This window comes from Microbacterium sp. LWH11-1.2 (assembly GCF_038397745.1).
Taxonomy (GTDB): domain Bacteria; phylum Actinomycetota; class Actinomycetes; order Actinomycetales; family Microbacteriaceae; genus Microbacterium.
This window is the reverse complement of sequence record NZ_CP151636.1, coordinates 4,060,803-4,076,589: the sequence shown is the minus strand read 5'-3', so window position 1 is coordinate 4,076,589 and position 15,787 is coordinate 4,060,803. Positions and strand designations below refer to the sequence as shown.

Annotated in this window: 14 protein-coding genes; 6 read left to right on the top strand and 8 right to left on the bottom strand. The window is 68.8% G+C overall.

What is annotated here, in order from left to right; translation table 11 throughout:
• Positions 1–36 precede the first annotated feature (36 nt).
• Positions 37–1,164: a hypothetical protein gene (locus tag MRBLWH11_RS19870; RefSeq protein ID WP_341946147.1), complete on the top strand. Its 1,128-nt coding sequence runs from the start codon at positions 37–39 to the stop codon at positions 1,162–1,164.
• A 224-nt stretch (positions 1,165–1,388) separates the two neighbouring features.
• Positions 1,389–3,143, top strand: coding sequence for a DUF4012 domain-containing protein (locus MRBLWH11_RS19865; protein WP_341946145.1), 1,755 nt, complete (start codon positions 1,389–1,391; stop codon positions 3,141–3,143).
• A 10-nt stretch (positions 3,144–3,153) separates the two neighbouring features.
• On the opposite strand, the gene lepB is transcribed toward MRBLWH11_RS19865, so the two are convergent.
• Positions 3,154–3,834, bottom strand: a complete 681-nt coding sequence (gene lepB, locus MRBLWH11_RS19860; protein ID WP_341946143.1) for a signal peptidase I — start codon at positions 3,832–3,834, stop codon at positions 3,154–3,156.
• Positions 3,835–3,883: 49 nt separating this feature from the next.
• Here lepB and MRBLWH11_RS19855 point away from each other — a divergent pair, with 49 nt between their 5' ends.
• Positions 3,884–4,954, top strand: coding sequence for an acyltransferase family protein (locus MRBLWH11_RS19855; protein WP_133192788.1), 1,071 nt, complete (start codon positions 3,884–3,886; stop codon positions 4,952–4,954).
• A gap of 12 nt (positions 4,955–4,966) precedes the next feature.
• On the opposite strand, the gene MRBLWH11_RS19850 is transcribed toward MRBLWH11_RS19855, so the two are convergent.
• The 3 genes from MRBLWH11_RS19850 to MRBLWH11_RS19840 form a co-directional block, all read right to left on the bottom strand.
• Positions 4,967–5,959 (bottom strand): MauE/DoxX family redox-associated membrane protein, encoded by a 993-nt coding sequence (locus MRBLWH11_RS19850; protein WP_341946139.1) that lies wholly within the window; start codon positions 5,957–5,959, stop codon positions 4,967–4,969.
• Positions 5,960–6,049: 90 nt separating this feature from the next.
• On the bottom strand, positions 6,050–6,553 hold the full coding sequence (locus MRBLWH11_RS19845) for a hypothetical protein (protein WP_165807992.1): 504 nt from the start codon (positions 6,551–6,553) through the stop codon (positions 6,050–6,052).
• A 197-nt stretch (positions 6,554–6,750) separates the two neighbouring features.
• Complete coding sequence (locus MRBLWH11_RS19840) at positions 6,751–7,647, bottom strand: helix-turn-helix domain-containing protein (RefSeq protein WP_341946136.1); 897 nt, start codon at positions 7,645–7,647, stop codon at positions 6,751–6,753.
• Between the two features lie 326 nt (positions 7,648–7,973).
• On the opposite strand from MRBLWH11_RS19840, the gene MRBLWH11_RS19835 reads away from it, so the two are divergent.
• Positions 7,974–9,062 (top strand): PqqD family peptide modification chaperone, encoded by a 1,089-nt coding sequence (locus tag MRBLWH11_RS19835; RefSeq protein ID WP_341946134.1) that lies wholly within the window; start codon positions 7,974–7,976, stop codon positions 9,060–9,062.
• Here MRBLWH11_RS19835 and MRBLWH11_RS19830 read toward each other — a convergent pair.
• The 4 genes from MRBLWH11_RS19830 to MRBLWH11_RS19815 form a co-directional block, all read right to left on the bottom strand.
• Positions 9,053–10,510: a polysaccharide biosynthesis tyrosine autokinase gene (locus MRBLWH11_RS19830; protein WP_341946132.1), complete on the bottom strand. Its 1,458-nt coding sequence runs from the start codon at positions 10,508–10,510 to the stop codon at positions 9,053–9,055. The two genes, MRBLWH11_RS19835 and MRBLWH11_RS19830, sit on opposite strands and share 10 nt — an antisense overlap.
• Positions 10,511–10,605: 95 nt before the next feature.
• Positions 10,606–11,352: a low molecular weight phosphatase family protein gene (locus MRBLWH11_RS19825; protein ID WP_341946129.1), complete on the bottom strand. Its 747-nt coding sequence runs from the start codon at positions 11,350–11,352 to the stop codon at positions 10,606–10,608.
• A complete protein-coding gene (locus tag MRBLWH11_RS19820) occupies positions 11,349–11,822 on the bottom strand; it encodes a VanZ family protein (RefSeq protein WP_341946127.1) in 474 nt (157 codons plus the stop codon). Before MRBLWH11_RS19820 ends, MRBLWH11_RS19825 begins: the two co-directional genes overlap by 4 nt.
• A 35-nt stretch (positions 11,823–11,857) precedes the next feature.
• Complete coding sequence (locus MRBLWH11_RS19815) at positions 11,858–12,802, bottom strand: Ppx/GppA phosphatase family protein (RefSeq protein WP_116634552.1); 945 nt, start codon at positions 12,800–12,802, stop codon at positions 11,858–11,860.
• 36 nt (positions 12,803–12,838) lie between these two features.
• Between MRBLWH11_RS19815 and coaA the strand changes: the two genes are divergently transcribed.
• Positions 12,839–13,783 carry a type I pantothenate kinase gene (gene coaA, locus MRBLWH11_RS19810; protein ID WP_341946124.1) on the top strand — a complete coding sequence of 315 codons (945 nt, stop codon included), beginning with the start codon at positions 12,839–12,841 and terminating at the stop codon, positions 13,781–13,783.
• Positions 13,784–13,859: 76 nt separating this feature from the next.
• Positions 13,860–15,707, top strand: coding sequence for a glutamine--fructose-6-phosphate transaminase (isomerizing) (gene glmS, locus MRBLWH11_RS19805; protein ID WP_341946122.1), 1,848 nt, complete (start codon positions 13,860–13,862; stop codon positions 15,705–15,707).
• Positions 15,708–15,787 lie beyond the last annotated feature (80 nt).

Here is a 15,787-nt window from a genome sequence, read left to right as displayed (position 1 = left end):
CGACTTGATGCTGACACCATGTGCGAGTATGAATGCGTGTCGGTCTGGATTGCTATCGGGTTCGGGGCTCTTGACCTAGTCGAGAGCGAGTACGCAGCCGACGGGTTCGACATCGTCGTTGTTCCCGCTACCCCAGGCGGACCCGTCTTTCTCCTGGGAGAAGGGGCCGAACTATGGCGTCGGATGGCGGCAGGGCCGGTCACGGTCGCCTCGCTCAGCGCGCATGAGCAGGAGGTCGCTCGAGGTCTCGCGGAGATGGGCCTCGCCTCCGGTGATGAGGGGCACCCGTCGCGCGTGCGAGAACTGAATAGGCCATGGCTCGTCTCCCTGTTCCATGAACTCGTCTACGCGCTGATCTCGAACGTAGCTGCGTCGGAAGGCATAGACATTCTGTTCATCAAGGGGCCGACTCTGCACGCGCAGGGTCTGCGTGTCCGGGAGCACTCCGGAGACGTGGACTGCTGGGTTCGTCCCGGCGATGATCGCAAGCTCGCGGGGGCGATGGAGGCCTGGGGCTGGACGCCGCTGTTCCTTCCCTTCACCGGAACGACCGTCACTCATTCGCTTACCCTCGTCGCCGGCGAGTGGGGCTGCGCGGTGGATGTACACACGTCCTTTCCCGGGATCGGGCTGCCGCCCACTGAGGCGTTCGAAGCGCTGTACGCAGGTTCCGAGATGAGACTGTTCGCCGGAGCGATGGCCAGAACGCCGAGGGTTCCCGAGCACGCGGTGATCGCCGCGCTTCATGACATGCGTCCATACGACGGCGTACCCGCGGGCGCGTCCGCGATCGAGAAGTCCGAATTCGTGCTTCGACGTGGCGGGCGTTCCGTGCTTCCGGTCGTCAGCCGTCTCGACGCAGGGTTCGTCTTGAGTGACCCCCTCGAAAGGGTCTTCGGCCAGGAGGCGGCGCCGTTCAAAACAGCGGCAGCGCCGAGGGATTGGGGCATGCGTCTAGAGACCGCCTCCTCCCGTCGACATTTCAAGGCGCTGCGCCTGCTGCCGATCCGGCAGAGACCAGCCGTGCTGTATCGGCTCGTCTGGCCTCACTCGGACACCATGCGAATTGCCATGGGAGACCGGTCGGCGACGAGGCTGGCAGTCCTGAGGGCACGAGTGCGACGCGTCGGAGTGAGCGTTCGGAAACTGATCTCTCGACGCTGAGTCGTCCTCACGGCTGCTCCCGACTCGGCAGCTCATCGAGCGGAGTGTCAAGAAGTTGCGATTGAATAGGACCGATGTCCTCCTCGCACCAGACCCGAGCCAGCTTGCGCGCCAGCGCAAACGCCAACGTGAACGCCAGCGCGAGCGCGAGCGCAAACGCCGACCGAGGTCGGCGTAAGTCGAAGCGACCCCGTCGTCGGCGAGTCGTCTGGATCATCGTCGGAGTGGTCTTCCTTCTTCTCGTCGCGGTCGCAGCACTGACCGCAGTCGCGGCATCGAAGGCTCTGTCGGTTCGTGATTCACTCACTCCGGCCGTGCCCATCGCCAGCGGCATGCCCGCGAAGGTCGTGGCTGGAGACACGGAGGGCGCAGCGGCGGACGCGGCTTCGCTCAAGCAGCTTTCCGCACGGGCCGTCGCCGAGACGGAAGGCTGGGACTGGCGCGTCGCGGAATGGGTTCCGGTCGTCGGCCAGAACCTCGCCGCTGTGCGCGCGGCGGCCGAGAGCATCGACGATGTCGCCGACTTCGCTGTGAATTCACTGCCCAAACTCGATCTCACCGCCTTCAAGCCGGTGAACGGCGCCATTGATCTGGCCGCCGTGCATGATCTCGAGAAGGTCGTCTCGACCGGAGCCGCGACCTTCGCCGGCGTGAGCACGCGGATCGAGAACGCTGACCGCACGTTCCTGCTGCCTCAGGTGACCGAGGCGCTGACCACCTTGGACGATGCCGTCTCCGGTGTGGACGACACGCTCGGCACGCTGTCGCCGATACTCAAGGTCCTTCCGGCGGCACTGGGCGAAGGCACACCTCGCACTTATCTCCTGATGTTCCAGGGCAACTCGGAGCTGCGGGCGTCGGGTGGCAACCCCGCCGCTCTCGCGCTCGTCACTGCCACCGAGGGCCGCATCGAGCTGACGACGCAGGCGACGAGTGTGCAGTTCGCGAACGCTCGTCCCGAGAGCATCTCGCCGCTCGACGCGGAGACGGAGAACCTGTACTCCGACATCATCGGGCGATGGATTCCCAACATGACCGCAACGCCCGACTTTCCCACAACTGTCGACATCATGCGCGCGTGGTGGGCAGACGAAGGGCTTCCGCCCTTTGATGACGTGATCTCCACCGATCCCGTAGCGCTCTCTTACATTCTCAACGCGACGGGCCCGATTCAACTCGCCACCGGTGAGACGCTCACGAGTGAGAATGCTGTCTCGCTCCTGCTCAACGAGGTGTACTTCAACTACGGTGAGGTCATCAACGGGAACAATGTTGACGCGTCCGCCCAGGATCTCTTCTTCGCCTCCGCCGCCGCGCAGATCTTCGCCACGCTGACAGCAGGCGTCGAGAACCCCCTCGCGCTGTTCGACGCCCTGCGTCAGGCGAGCGATGAGAGCCGGATGAAGATCTGGTCGTCGAACCCCGACATCGAGGCGATGATGTCGGACACCCGCCTCGCAGGCACGCTTCCCGCGACCAACGACGACAAGACGATCGCCGGCGTGTACTTCAACGACACGACGGGCGCGAAGACCGACTACTACGCGGATGCGAGCGTGGTCTCGAGCACCGACCAGTGCACGGCGACCGGAGCGCCCACCTTCCAGCAGACCATCACGTTCGCGAACAACATCACGCCCGAGCAGGCCGATGCGCTCCCGTACTTCATCACGGGGCCGTACTACGAGCCCGGGCACATCGCGACGGATGTCGTCGTCTACGCTCCCGTCGGCGCGACGATCGATTCGTGGAATGTCGAGGGAGCGGAGAGCTTCGCGTTGATCGCGGAGGGCACGCACCTCGGGCGCTCCGTCGTGCGCATCAACGTCGTGACACCCCCGCAGACGGCCGCGACGATCACGGTCTCGATGAAGGGCGCCGAGGGCACGACGGGAGCGGACTACGGCGCCTACGACGTCTGGACGACACCGATGGTGCGTGCGACGCCGGTGACTCTGGAGACGCCCGGCTGCGGCTGATCTGCAGCGCCTACGGTCCGCCCCAGCGCGACACGGGCCAGAGGATCGGCCCGGCCTTGCCGAACACCGAGTCCCGCTGCATCCAGCGCCAGCATCCGTCGTCCGGGTCGGCGACACCGCGGCACAGGAACACGGAATCCGCGGAATTCGCCCTGTTGTCGCCCAGCACCAGGTACGAATTCTCAGGCACCGTCACCTCGGCGAAGCACCGCGTCGACAGGGGTGTGGTGTCGCAGTCGAGCTCGCCGCTGACGAACGGCAGGTCCTTCACGACGTAGGGCTCGTCGAGCGGCTCGCCGTCGACGAGGACCCGCCCCTCGGCATCGCAGCACTCGACCGTCTGCCCCTCGCCCGCGATGACCCTCTTCACGAGCACATAGGGGCGGATGCCGGTGGTCTCGCCGATCCACTGCAGCGCTCCGGTCGCCCAGTTGCCGGCGGCGGGCTTCTCGCCCCAGCTGTCGTCGGGCCGGAACACGACGATGTCGCCGGGAGCGGGGTCGGAGCCGAGGAACGCGAGCCTGTTCACGACGATCCGATCGCCGGGCTCGAGCGTCGGAGACATCGACCCGGACGAGGGCTGCCCGAGGAACGCGACGATGATGGCCGTGAGCGCCAGCGCGAGCGCGACGTTGATCCACACTCCGCCGATTCTGCGGCGACGAGGAGCAGGGGATTCTGCGGTCGTCATCTCGGTCTCCAGGTCGCGCGCACGGGGGTCCAGCCAATACTGTCAGGGAATGGACCAATATTCTGCGAGTGCGGCGACGCACGCGCCGGAGGCCCGCGCGCGGCTCCGGTCTGCACCGAGTCGCCTTCTCATTCCTGATGTCCTGCGCGGCTTCGCGATCATCGCGATGCTCATCGCCCACGCGGCATCCTTCGTGCCGAACGCCCCGTGGGCCGTCAAGTTCATCACGGCGAACTTCAGCGACGTCGCGTCGCCCCTGTTCGCGCTCGTGATGGGGATGTCGGCGGAGCTGGTGTGGCGGCGCGGAGGACGCGTGGGGACGACGCTGCTCCAGCAGACGCTCCGGGGCCTCTTCCTCGTCGTCCTGGGCGTCTGGATGGCCTCCTGGGGCTCGTGGGTGGCCGTGGTGCTCGCCTACCTCGGTCTGCTCATCATCATCGGGGCGCCGATCCTGCTCGCCCGTACGCCCGTCGTGATCGCGGTGACCGTCGTGATCCTCGTCGTGAGCCAGCCCCTGCTCGCCCTCGCCCGCACCTGGGTGTGGGCCTACACGAGCGGCGACCCGGTGCGAGAGGTCATGACCTGGCTGTTCCTCGGCCCCCAGTATCGGGTCGTCAACCTGCTGCCGATGTTCCTCATCGGCGCGCTGCTCATCCGTCACGGCCTCAAGCGGGATCGCCTGCTCTGGGTGCTCGCTGCGGCGGCGCCGCTGGCATACCTGGCCTGGGGTGTCGGCCAGCGTCTCGGCACGGTGCAGTCGGGCGACTACCTCGACACCCTCAAGGACTTCGGTCTCGTCTTCGCCGTCTACGTCTGCGTGGTCCTCGCGGCGACCGTCCGTCGGGAGCGCGCGCAGCGCGTCTGGGGCGCGATCTTCGTCCCGCTCCGCGCCTGCGGCCAGGTCGCGCTCTCGCTCTACCTGCTGCACGTCGGGCTCATCGCGCTCTGGAACAACGCCTACGGTCGTCCTGCCGAGAACTTCTATCCGGGCTGGCTCGTCATCGTGCCCGGCATGATCCTCATCGGATGGCTGTGGTGGCGCTTCGTCGGCACCGGGCCCGTCGAATGGGTCATGGGCTGGCTCACGGGTCGACCGAAGGCGATCCGCCGCACGGCGTAGACCCGCGGCGGCTCACGCCGGCGGGGCGGTCGCGAGGGCGCGGATGCTGTCGATGAGCAGCGCCGTCTCGTCGCTGCCGACCGCGAGGGGACCGGCCTGCAGCCCGTCGGTGCCGATCAGGGCGGCCACCGGGGTCGCCCGGCCTGTGCCCAGACTCGCGCTCAGCGATCCGCCGACGTCGAGCGCGAAGCGCGCGGCCCGGGGGAGGGCGTGGGCGGAGTCGGTGCCCGCAGCCCCCGACGCGGCCCTCTGCACGACGTAGAGGTCGACGAGCCCGTTCAGGTCGTCTTCGGCCGCTGTGAGGGCCGTCAGAGCGGTCTCGCAGGCGTGGCAGCCCGGCGAGACGAACACCAGCAGGCGGGCGCGGGAGCCTGCGGCGAGCAGATCGACGATCTCGCCCGTCTCCGGCACGACGACCGCACCCGCTCCGCGGTCAGCGGGCGATGAGGCAGCCGGGGTCGTCGTGGAGGCGCGGACGGTCGCCCAGGTGGCCACCGCGATCAGCGCCGCGGCCGCGAGCGCTCCGACCGCCGGCACGACCGACGACGGCGACGAGAGGGCGAGCGGCACCCCGACGGGCCCACCGAGGAGCGCCTGAACGAGGATCGACGACGCCAGCACGGCGGAGGCCGCGATGGTCAGCATCACGTTGCGCAGGATCAGTCGCGGACCGATCGCGGACGGGATCCACTCGCCGAAGCATCCGCAGTCATCGGTGGCGCCCTTCCGGTGCGCCCGGACGACGACGAAGAGGAGACCGGCCGTGAGAACGAGCGCGGCCCCGGCGAAGCCGACGAAGAGCCATCCCCCGGTGGAGACGAGTCCGACGGCGACCACGGCTTCCGCAGCGATCAGGGCGACGGCAGCGGCATCCGGGTGGCGTACCGGGATCTGCAGGGCGGCGAACGACGCGCTCCCGCGGTCGGTGGACCGGAGCTTGCCGAGGGCGCTCACGGCGAACACCACGGCGAGGAACACCGTCAGGGGGACGACGAATGCGTGCATGACTTCATCTTGGCGGATCAGCAGAGCGGCCGGACCCCGAAGGATACGGCCGCTCTGGTGGTCTGACTTCTCAGATCCTCTGGTGCCCGATCAGGTGGCCGAGCAGAGGATGAGGGTCGAGCTCACCGAGCCGGCAGGCTTGCCACCGGTGCCGGTGTAACCGGCGGGGAGCGTGGTCGTCGCGTTCAGCGTGAACGCGACCGAGATCGAAAGCGTGGTGCGGAAGGCGATGGTGCCGCCGGCCGGGACCGGAGCGCTCAGGACGATCTGGGTGCTCGTGGGCGACAGGACGTTGACGGCAGCCGTGCCGCCCGTGACGCTGAAGACACCGATGTTGGCGATGCCGCCACCGGTGATGGTGACCGTGGTACCCGCCGGGATCGGCTCGGTGGCACTGGCTTCGAGCGTGAACCCAGGGCCCAGGACGCCGAGGACTCCACAGGAGCCGTCGAGCGCGAAGGCTCCGATGTCTCCGCCGGATGCCGCGGCGAGCGGCGTGGCGACGGCAGCCGCGATCACCGGCACCGACCATGCGGCGCCCTTGACGACGGTGCGGCGCGAGAAGCCGCTGTTCTTCTGGATTTCTTCGGTCACGTGAGTGCCCTCCCTCATAGATGCAGATACGGTTCCCCGTTGTGTCGCGAAGAGGCGACACGTTCGTCTGCATCCCCCAGGAGCCTCTTCGTAGGCATCAACGTAGGCGGGGGAGAACGGCCGAGAACATCGAATGGAGGAAGTCAGCGCATTGTGCGCCGAACCTGCGCGATCTGAGCGAAAAGACCGATTTCGAGCTATGCGCGACGACGTGCGCGGAGGGCGCGCGGCGTCGCCCGGTAAGCCTCGTCGAGGGCCCGGCGCAGGCTCATCGGCGACTGGAACCCGGAGCGCTGCGCGATCTGTTCGATGCTCAGCACGTCGTAGCGGCTGTCGACGAGCAGCGAGCGCGCGAGGCGTGCGCGCTGGCGGCGGATCTCGCCGGCGACGCTGTTCTCGGCCTCGGCGAAGACCAGCTGCAGCTGACGGAGCGAGGACTGCACCTCGCGGGCGACCTGCGTCGGCGTCAGGCTCGGATCCCCGCACTGCTGGGCGATCACTGCGATCGCACGGTCGCGCAGCACAGCGCGCGGCGAGCCCTGACCCGAGACGGCGCCGACCCGGTCCAGGAGGATCGCGCCGCCCATCTCCACGACCAGCTGCTCGACCGCGTAGCGCTCGATCGCGGTCGCCCGCTCGTCGGCATCCAGCAGCCCCTCGACGAAGTCCTGCATCGCCCGGTCGAGCAGGCGACGTTCGGGGAAGATCCGGGCGTCGGTCGGCAGGGTCGAGACGAACGACGCCATCGCCGTGCGGGGCACCAGTGCGACGGTCGCGCTCCACGCGCCCTGACAGCGCAATCCGCGCGTGAGGCCGGGAGCGGCGATCACCATGCCGTTCTCGATCTGCAGCCACGGCTCGTCCTGCATCCTCGACCAGAGGGCCTCGGCCTGGATGAAGGCGAAGACCGCGTGCTCCGGGTGAGCGGTCAGCGTGTCGATCGCGACCTCGCTCGACGTGCCGCTCATGGTCAGCAGGATGACGGAGCCGGGAGTCCGTTCCCGAGCACGCAGGGAGGCCCGGTCACCGACCGGCCGGATGCCGTGATCGATCAGCTCCTGCGGACCGATCTCCCTCACGTTGCCGAGATCCACGCATCACCCTTCCGTGCGCCGAATGAACGCGCGCCAGACTGATCCGTGCTCGTCGACCCCCTCAGATCGACCCGCACTCTGGCTTCGCGTGGTCGATACGCTACCGTCTCGAAGACCGTCGCGGTGACCGTTACTCCGCTTTTCTTCTGGAGTCAGAGGATTTCTTCTCGCGAGGATTCCCCTGTCCTGGATACCGTCACGCTATGACGAGCAGCGGAATTCGAACATCGAAGTGAAGAACACCGCGCAGATTGTTCGTTAAATGCGCGCGATGTGTTCTTTCGTGCGTTCGATGAGGGCTCCATCCCGGTCGATAGGCTGTTCCCATGCCTGATCGCTTTCTCGTCAGCGCGGTCGGTGCCGTCGTCGATGTCGATGTCTCGAGTCGTGATGCGGAGTTCCGGATCCGTGCCCATGAGGCATGGGCGGATGCCTGGTACGAGGGAGCTCGGACGCCGGACGTGATCGTCGCGGTGCGTGACGGACTCGAAGACGACGCAGCGCTCTCGATGCTCTCGACCGACGTGACGATCGCCGCCCTCGCGCACCGTCGCGCCGATCCGGTGTGGATGCTGCACGCGGCCGGCCTCGCCGACGAGAGCGGTCGCGTCGTCGTGCTCAGCGCGCCGTCGGGCACAGGCAAGACCACGGCTGCACGGCACCTGTCCCGGCGGTACGCGTATGTGAGCGATGAGACGATCGCGATCGCCCCCGACGGCGGTGTCGAACCGTATCGGAAGCCGCTGTCGATCATCGAGGCGCACTCGACCCATAAGGCGCAGGTGGCGCTGTCGAGTCTCGACGGAGGGCGTCCGCTCCCGTCCTCGCTGCGCGTCGCGAAGATCGTCGTGATCGATCGGTCAGCGGACGGCCCTGAGCAGCCGTCGCTCGAGGAGCTCGACGTCGCGGAGGCCCTCGAGCTGCTCGGACCCCAGACCAGCTACCTGTGCGACGGAGAGGCCCCGCTGCAGCGGATCGCGGCCCTTCTCGAGGCCACCGGCGGCGCTGTGCGGCTGCGGTATCGCGAGGTCGCCGATATCGATCCGATCATCGAGCGTCTGCTGCGCACCGAGCTCCGCCCGGTGGACGCGGTCTCACCCCGTCCGATGGCATCCGATGCCGCGCCGACGCGCACCGACGCGTTCGCGCGCGCGGCGACGGCCGACGAGCTCGGCCTCGACGGTCGCATCGCGATCCTGCAGCGGACGCCGACGGGAGGACAGGTCCACGTGCTCGACGGCATCGGGCCGTCCCTGTGGGCGGCGGCGCACGGCCACACCCTCGCGGAGATCGTCGAGGCGGTCGTCAGCGCGCACGGCGAGCCCGAGACCGGCGACGCGCGCTCGATCGTGCAGGCAGCTCTCCAGGAGCTGGTCGAGGACGGGCTCCTGCAGGCGCCGACGACTCAGACCTGAGCGGCTCCGCGACGACGCACGCCCGGCTCCGGGGTATCCGCCTCGGTGTCCTCTTCCTTCTGTGCGTACCGCTCGTACGCGCCGTAGTACTCGCGGCCGTAGTACGCCGACTCGGCTCCCTTGCGGGGGACGCGGTTCAGGACGACGCCGAGCACGCGACCCGTGGTGCGGGTGATGTTCTCGATGGCACGCTGCAGCATGTCGAAGGTGGTCTTCCCCGACGACACGACGATCAGCACGCCGTCCGCGCCGGCCGCGAGCACGGCGGCATCCGTGACCGGCAGTACCGGAGGGGAGTCGAGGATCACGATCGCGGACTTGCTGATCTCCGCCAGGAAGTCGCGCATGCGGTGCGAGCCGAGCAGCTCGCTCGGGTTCGGCGGGATGCGCCCCGCCCCCACGACGGCCAGCGGCACGTCGCGCGACGGGCGGTGCGCGACATCCTGCAGGTCGGCGCGCCCGGCGAGAACGTCGGTGAGGCCGACATCCTTGGACATCCCGAAGATGTCGGCGATGACCGGGCGACGCAGATCGCAGTCGATGAGGATCGCCCACTGGCCCGCGGCGGCGAGGCTCGAGGCGAGGTTGACCGACACGGTCGACTTGCCGTCGCCGGGCACCGAGCTGGTGACGACGATGACGCGCGGCGGGTTGTCGACGTCGATGAACTGCAGATTCGTGCGCAGCTCGCGCATCGATTCGATCGTGTGGTGCGAGACGCCGTGCTGCGACTCCAGCGAGAAGTCGATCACCTGGCGCTCGTCGGACATCGACTTCTCGAGCGGGAGCGTGCCGATGACCGAGACGCCGGTCTCGCGCTCGATGTCGCGCGGGTGCCGGACCCGACGGTCTACCGTGTGGCGCACGAACGCGTACACGAGCCCGAGGGCGAGGCCGACGAGGGCGCCGATGATGAGGTTCAGGCGGGTGTTCGGAGACGAGGGCGCAGAGGGGAGCCGCGCGGAATCGCCCACCATGAGCGAGATCGCGGCGGGGGACGTCGTCGTCCCTCCCTCGAGCTTCTCGATCTCGATCGCCATGCCGTCGAGCCAGGCCTGAGCGAGCGCCTGCGCGGACTCGGGCGTCGAACCCGTCGCGGTCACCTTCAGCGCCGTCGTGTCGACGGGGTTCGTCACCGTGACGTGGTTGACGAGGACGTCGGGGGAGGTGTCGAGGTCGAGCTCGTCGATCGCGTGCTCGGCGACGGCGCGCCACGAGCCCAGGTTCAGGTACGACTTCACCCGGCTCTGGGCGAGCTGGTTGCCCACGAGGGCGCTGCCGCTCGTACCGTCGCCGCCGACCGCGGTGACGATGCCGGTCGTGTCGGCCGAGTACACGCGAGGCTGGATGGCGCTCCACCCGAAGGCCGCGGCGGCTCCGATGATCGTGGCGACGATGATCACGATCCAGTGCGCGCGCAGAATGCGCACGTAGTCTCTGAGTTCCAACTCTTTATCCCCTCATGCATCCCGTGGGGAACTCGGGATGCAGATACGACATCGAGCATACGGTGAACCACCGCCTGCCGTGGGAAAGACGAGGCTCAGCCGAGTGCCGCGCGCACGATCCGCTCGACCTCGTCGAGCGCCGGAACCAGCTGAGCGGCGGAGCGCGCATACGTCTCGCTGGAGCGTCGGTAGGGGTCGACCACGTCGTCGTCCTCGGCAGCCGACGGCGTCAGGCCGCGCTGGTCGGCGACGGCGCGGAGCACGGCGGCGAACCGATCCTGCGGCGATCCGCCGGCGGCATCCGCTGCGCGGCGCGCGTCTTCCGTGCTCAGGGTCGAGGCGAGGCGGGCGAACTCGCGGACCGTGAACGTGCGGCGCAGCCGATTGGGCATCATCTTGACCACGTGCGACCGGTGCTCACGAGCCATCGCGAGGACGAGGTCGGCGTCGCCGATGATCGGCTCGACGAGATAGCGGGCCTGGTGAGCGGCGGCGACCTGCGGATCCGCACCGGCCTTCAGCGCGAGGTCGAGGGCGGGCTCGGGCATGCCGTGGCCGACCAGGGCGTGCGTCCCGGCGCTGTGCACGCGGACGCCCAGCGGCTCGAGCCTGCCGCGCAGCAGCACCTCGGCCAGAGGGGAGCGGCAGATGTTCCCCGTGCAGACGGTGAGGATCGTGAGGCTCGCGCTCGGCTGCTCGGCGGGCGGCGGGCCCCCGAGGAAGTCGGGCATGACCGGCGCTTCCGCCGGGGGAGCCTCGGGCGCGGCGGCGGGTGCCTGGGATTCACGCCACTCCCGGCGGCTCATGCCGGCGGGCGGACCGTCCTGAGAATGCGCGTTCACGCCGTCAGCCTACGCGCAGGAGACGGTCGGCCGACGCCCGCGAGAGACAGGATGATCGTCACGATCAGCGCGCCGATCAGCGTGCCCGTGGTGTTCGCGATCACGTCCGACAGCGTCGGGAACCGCGAGGGCATCACCCCCTGCACGGTCTCGATGACCACGCTCATCAGCGCGCCGATCAGCACGGTCTGCCACAGCCGCAGGCGCGGCCAGGCCAGTGCGAGGAGCAGGCCGACGGGCACGAAGAGCGCCACGTTGGCGAGGATCTCCAGCACGAAGGCGCTCCGCGAGTACGACGCGATCCCGGCATCCGCGACCCAGGTGGCGACGATGCCGACGAGACCCGTGACCTTGGCGGAGACCGTCGCGGGCAGCCACACCGTGAAGCCCACGAAGAGCAGGTAGCCGACCAGCAGCGCCCGCGCCACGACGGCGCCGGTGTGGGCGCGGACGACGGCAGGAGCGGACATGCCGCCATGCTAGCCACCGCAGCCGACCCCGGTTCTCAGCTTCGGGTGCCGCTCCAGTTCAGCTGCTCGATGTAGCGCAGCAGCACGCCCTCGCGCAGCGCCCACGGCGACACCTCGAGCTCCTCGATGTCGAGCACGGTCATCGCCGCATGCAGCGAGACCGCCGCGGCGACGATCTGGAACGTGCGGTCCGGCGTGATCCCGGGGAGCTCCTGACGAGCGGATGCCGGGAGCCGCGCGAGACGCGGGATCCAGGAGCCGAGCGAAGCGCGGGGGAGCAGCATCCGATCGGTCCCCGACCAGCCGGGTGCCGGGTATCCGACGAGTCGGGCGAGCGAGCGGATCGCCTTCGACGAGCCGACGACATGATCGGGACGCGGGAGCGCGAGGAACTGCGGCAGCACGGCGGCGAGCGTCTTCTTCGCGTGCGCTCGCAGCCTTTCGACGTCTTCCTCGCCGGGCGGGTCGTTCGGCAGGAACTGCACGGTCATTCGTCCGGCGCCCAGAGGGACGGATGCCGCGGCATCCGGCATCTCCTCGGCACCCGCCGCGATCTCGAGCGAGCCGCCGCCGATGTCGAGGAGCAGCAGCTGCCCCGCCGACCACCCGAACCAGCGGCGCACCGCGAGGAAGGTCAGCTCGGCCTCGGTCTCGCCGTCGAGCACCTGCAGCGGCTGCCCGAGGGCGGCCTCGATGCGGGCGATCACGTCGACGCCGTTCTGCGCGTCGCGCACGGCGCTCGTCGCGGTCGCCAGGAGCTCGTCGACCTTCTCGCTGTCGGCGACCCTGCGCGCCTGCGCGACCGCCTCCTCGAGCGCGACGACCCCTTCCTCGGAGATCGCGCCCTCCGGTGTGAGGTAGCGCATGAGGCGCAGCACCGTCCGGTCGCTCGTCTTCGCGAGCGGGCGACCGCCGGGGCGGACGTCGGCGGCGAGCATGTGGACGGTGTTGGAACCGATGTCGAGGACTCCCAGGCGCACGGGAAGAGACTACTCGTGCCCCGATACGATGGAACAGTGACCACCGTCGACTCTGCGCAGCCGCTGTCTCCGTATCGTGAGATCGGTCGTGCGGAATGGGCGCGTCTGGCCGCCGACCTCGATCAGCCGCTCAGCGAGACCGAGGTCGTCGAGGTCCGCGGCATCGGCGACAGGCTGAGCATGACCGAGGTCCGCGAGGTCTACCTGCCGCTCAGCCGCCTGCTCAGCCTCTACGCCACGGCGACCAAGCGCCTCGGAGCGGCGACCTCGTCGTTCCTGCAGGAGGACGACACGACGACGCCGTTCGTCGTCGGCGTCGCCGGCTCGGTCGCCGTCGGCAAGTCGACGATCGCCCGACTGCTGCGCGAGCTCATGAGCCGTTGGCCCGGCACGCCCCGGGTCGAGCTCGTCACGACCGACGGCTTCCTCTACCCGAACGCCGAGCTCGAGCGCCGTGGCCTGATGGAGCGCAAGGGCTTCCCGGAGTCGTACGACCGACGCTCCCTCATCGAGTTCCTCACCGAGGTGAAGAGCGGGGCCCCCGAGGTGCGCGCTCCCTTCTACTCGCACATGCGGTACGACATCGTCCCCGACGCGCATGTCGTCGTACGGCGGCCCGACGTCGTGATCGTCGAGGGGCTGAACGTGCTGCAGCCGCCGCCCGCGCCGAACGACGTCGCGGTCAGCGATCTGTTCGACTTCTCGATCTTCGTCGACGCCGACACCTCGCACATCGAGAAGTGGTACGTCGACCGCTTCCTCGCGCTGCGGCAGGGCGCGTTCAGCAATCCGTCGTCGTACTTCAACGTCTTCGCGCACCTCACCGACGAGGAGGCGATCACGACGGCGCTCGGCTACTGGAACGAGATCAACATGCCGAACCTCGTCGAGAACGTGATGCCCACCAAGCACCGCGCGCGTCTGGTCCTGAACAAGGGCGCCGACCACACGGTCGAATCCGTCCTGCTCCGCAAGCTCTGACTTTCTGAACTGCCACGGGAGCGGCCCCGGGCTATTGTTCGGACGACTCGCAAAATTTGCCGCTTATCTTTGAAGCATGTGTGGAATCGTCGGATACGTGGGCCCGCGCCCCAGCCAGGACATCCTTCTCGCCGGCCTCGCCCGCCTCGAGTACCGCGGATATGACTCCGCCGGCGTCGCCGTCATCGACGGAGACGGCGCGCTCGGGATGCGCAAGAAGGCGGGCAAGCTCGCCGTGCTGCGCGACTCGCTCGCCGATGCACCCCTCTCGGACGGCTCGACCGGCATCGGCCACACCCGCTGGGCGACGCACGGCGGTCCGACCGACGTCAACGCGCACCCGCACCTCGCCGACGACGACAAGCTCGCCGTCATCCACAACGGCATCATCGAGAACTTCTCGGCGCTGCGCGAGGAGCTCCTCGCCGACGGCGTCGTGTTCCGCAGCGAGACCGACACCGAGGTGGCTGCAGCCCTCCTCGGCCGCGAGTACGCCGGCAACGGCGGCGACCTGCAGCTCGCGTTCCGCAGCGTCGTGAACCGCCTCGAGGGCGCGTTCACGCTGCTCGCGATGCACGAGGACCACCCGGGGCTCGTGGTCGGCGCTCGCCGCAACTCCCCGCTCGTCATCGGCCTGGGGGAGGGCGAGAACTTCCTCGGCTCCGACGTCGCCGCGTTCATCGAGCACACCCGCAAGGCGCTCGCGATCGGGCAGGACCAGATCGTCTCGATCACCCCGGATGCCGTCACCGTCACCGACTTCTTCGGAGCGCCGGTCCAGGCCGAGCCGTTCGACGTCTCCTGGGACGCCGCCGCCGCCGAGAAGGGCGGATGGTCGAGCTTCATGGCCAAGGAGGTCGCGGAGCAGCCCGAGGCCGTCGCGAACACGATCCGCGGCCGCATCCAGGACGGCCAGGTCGTCATCCCCGAGCTCGACGGGCTCGACGAGCTCTTCACCGGCATCAACCGCGTGATCATCACGGCCTGCGGCACGGCATCCTACGCAGCGCTCGTCGGCAAGTACGCGATCGAGCAGTGGGCGCGCGTCGCGGTCGACGTCGAGCTCGCGCACGAGTTCCGCTACCGCGACCCGGTGATCGGCGCCGACACGCTCGTCGTCTCGATCAGCCAGTCGGGCGAGACCATGGACACGCTCATGGCCGTCAAGTACGCCCGCGAGCGCGGTGCCCGCACCCTCTCCATCTGCAACACGCAGGGCGCGACCATCCCGCGCGAGTCGGATGCCGTCGTCTACACGCACGCCGGTCCCGAGGTCGCCGTCGCGTCGACCAAGGCGTTCTCGGCGCAGATCACCGCGCTTCTGCTGCTCGGCCTGCACATGGGCCGCGTCCGTGGAACGGTCTCCGACGCGTCGGCAGACGTCGCAGAGCTCGCCGCTCTGCCCGAGAAGGTCGCCCGCGTGCTCGAGAGCGAGCAGGAGCACGTCACCCAGCTCGCCGGCTGGATGGCCGACACCCGCTCGGTGCTGTTCCTCGGCCGCCACGTCGGCTACCCGATCGCGCTCGAGGGAGCTCTCAAGCTCAAGGAGATCTCGTACATCCACGCCGAGGGCTTCGCCGCCGGCGAGCTCAAGCACGGTCCGATCGCGCTCATCGAGCCGGGTCAGCCCGTGTTCGTGCTGGTGCCGTCGCCGCGTCACTCGGCGCTCGTGCACTCAAAGGTCGTCTCGAACATCCAGGAGATCCGCGCCCGCGGCGCGCGGGTCATCGTGATCGCCGAAGAGGGCGATGCCGCGGTGCTGCCCTTCGCCGACGAGGTCATCCACATCCCGCTCGCGGGTCCGATGTTCGAGCCGCTGCTCGCGGTCGTGCCGCTGCAGATCTTCGCCATGGCGCTCGCCACGGCCAAGGGGCTCGACGTCGACCAGCCGCGCAACCTCGCGAAGTCCGTCACGGTCGAGTAGGCACTCTCGGCGGTCTGCACGTCGCCCCCTTCACAGTCCCTGCACTTTGCAGGTCGAAAATACATCTGCAGGTCGGATCG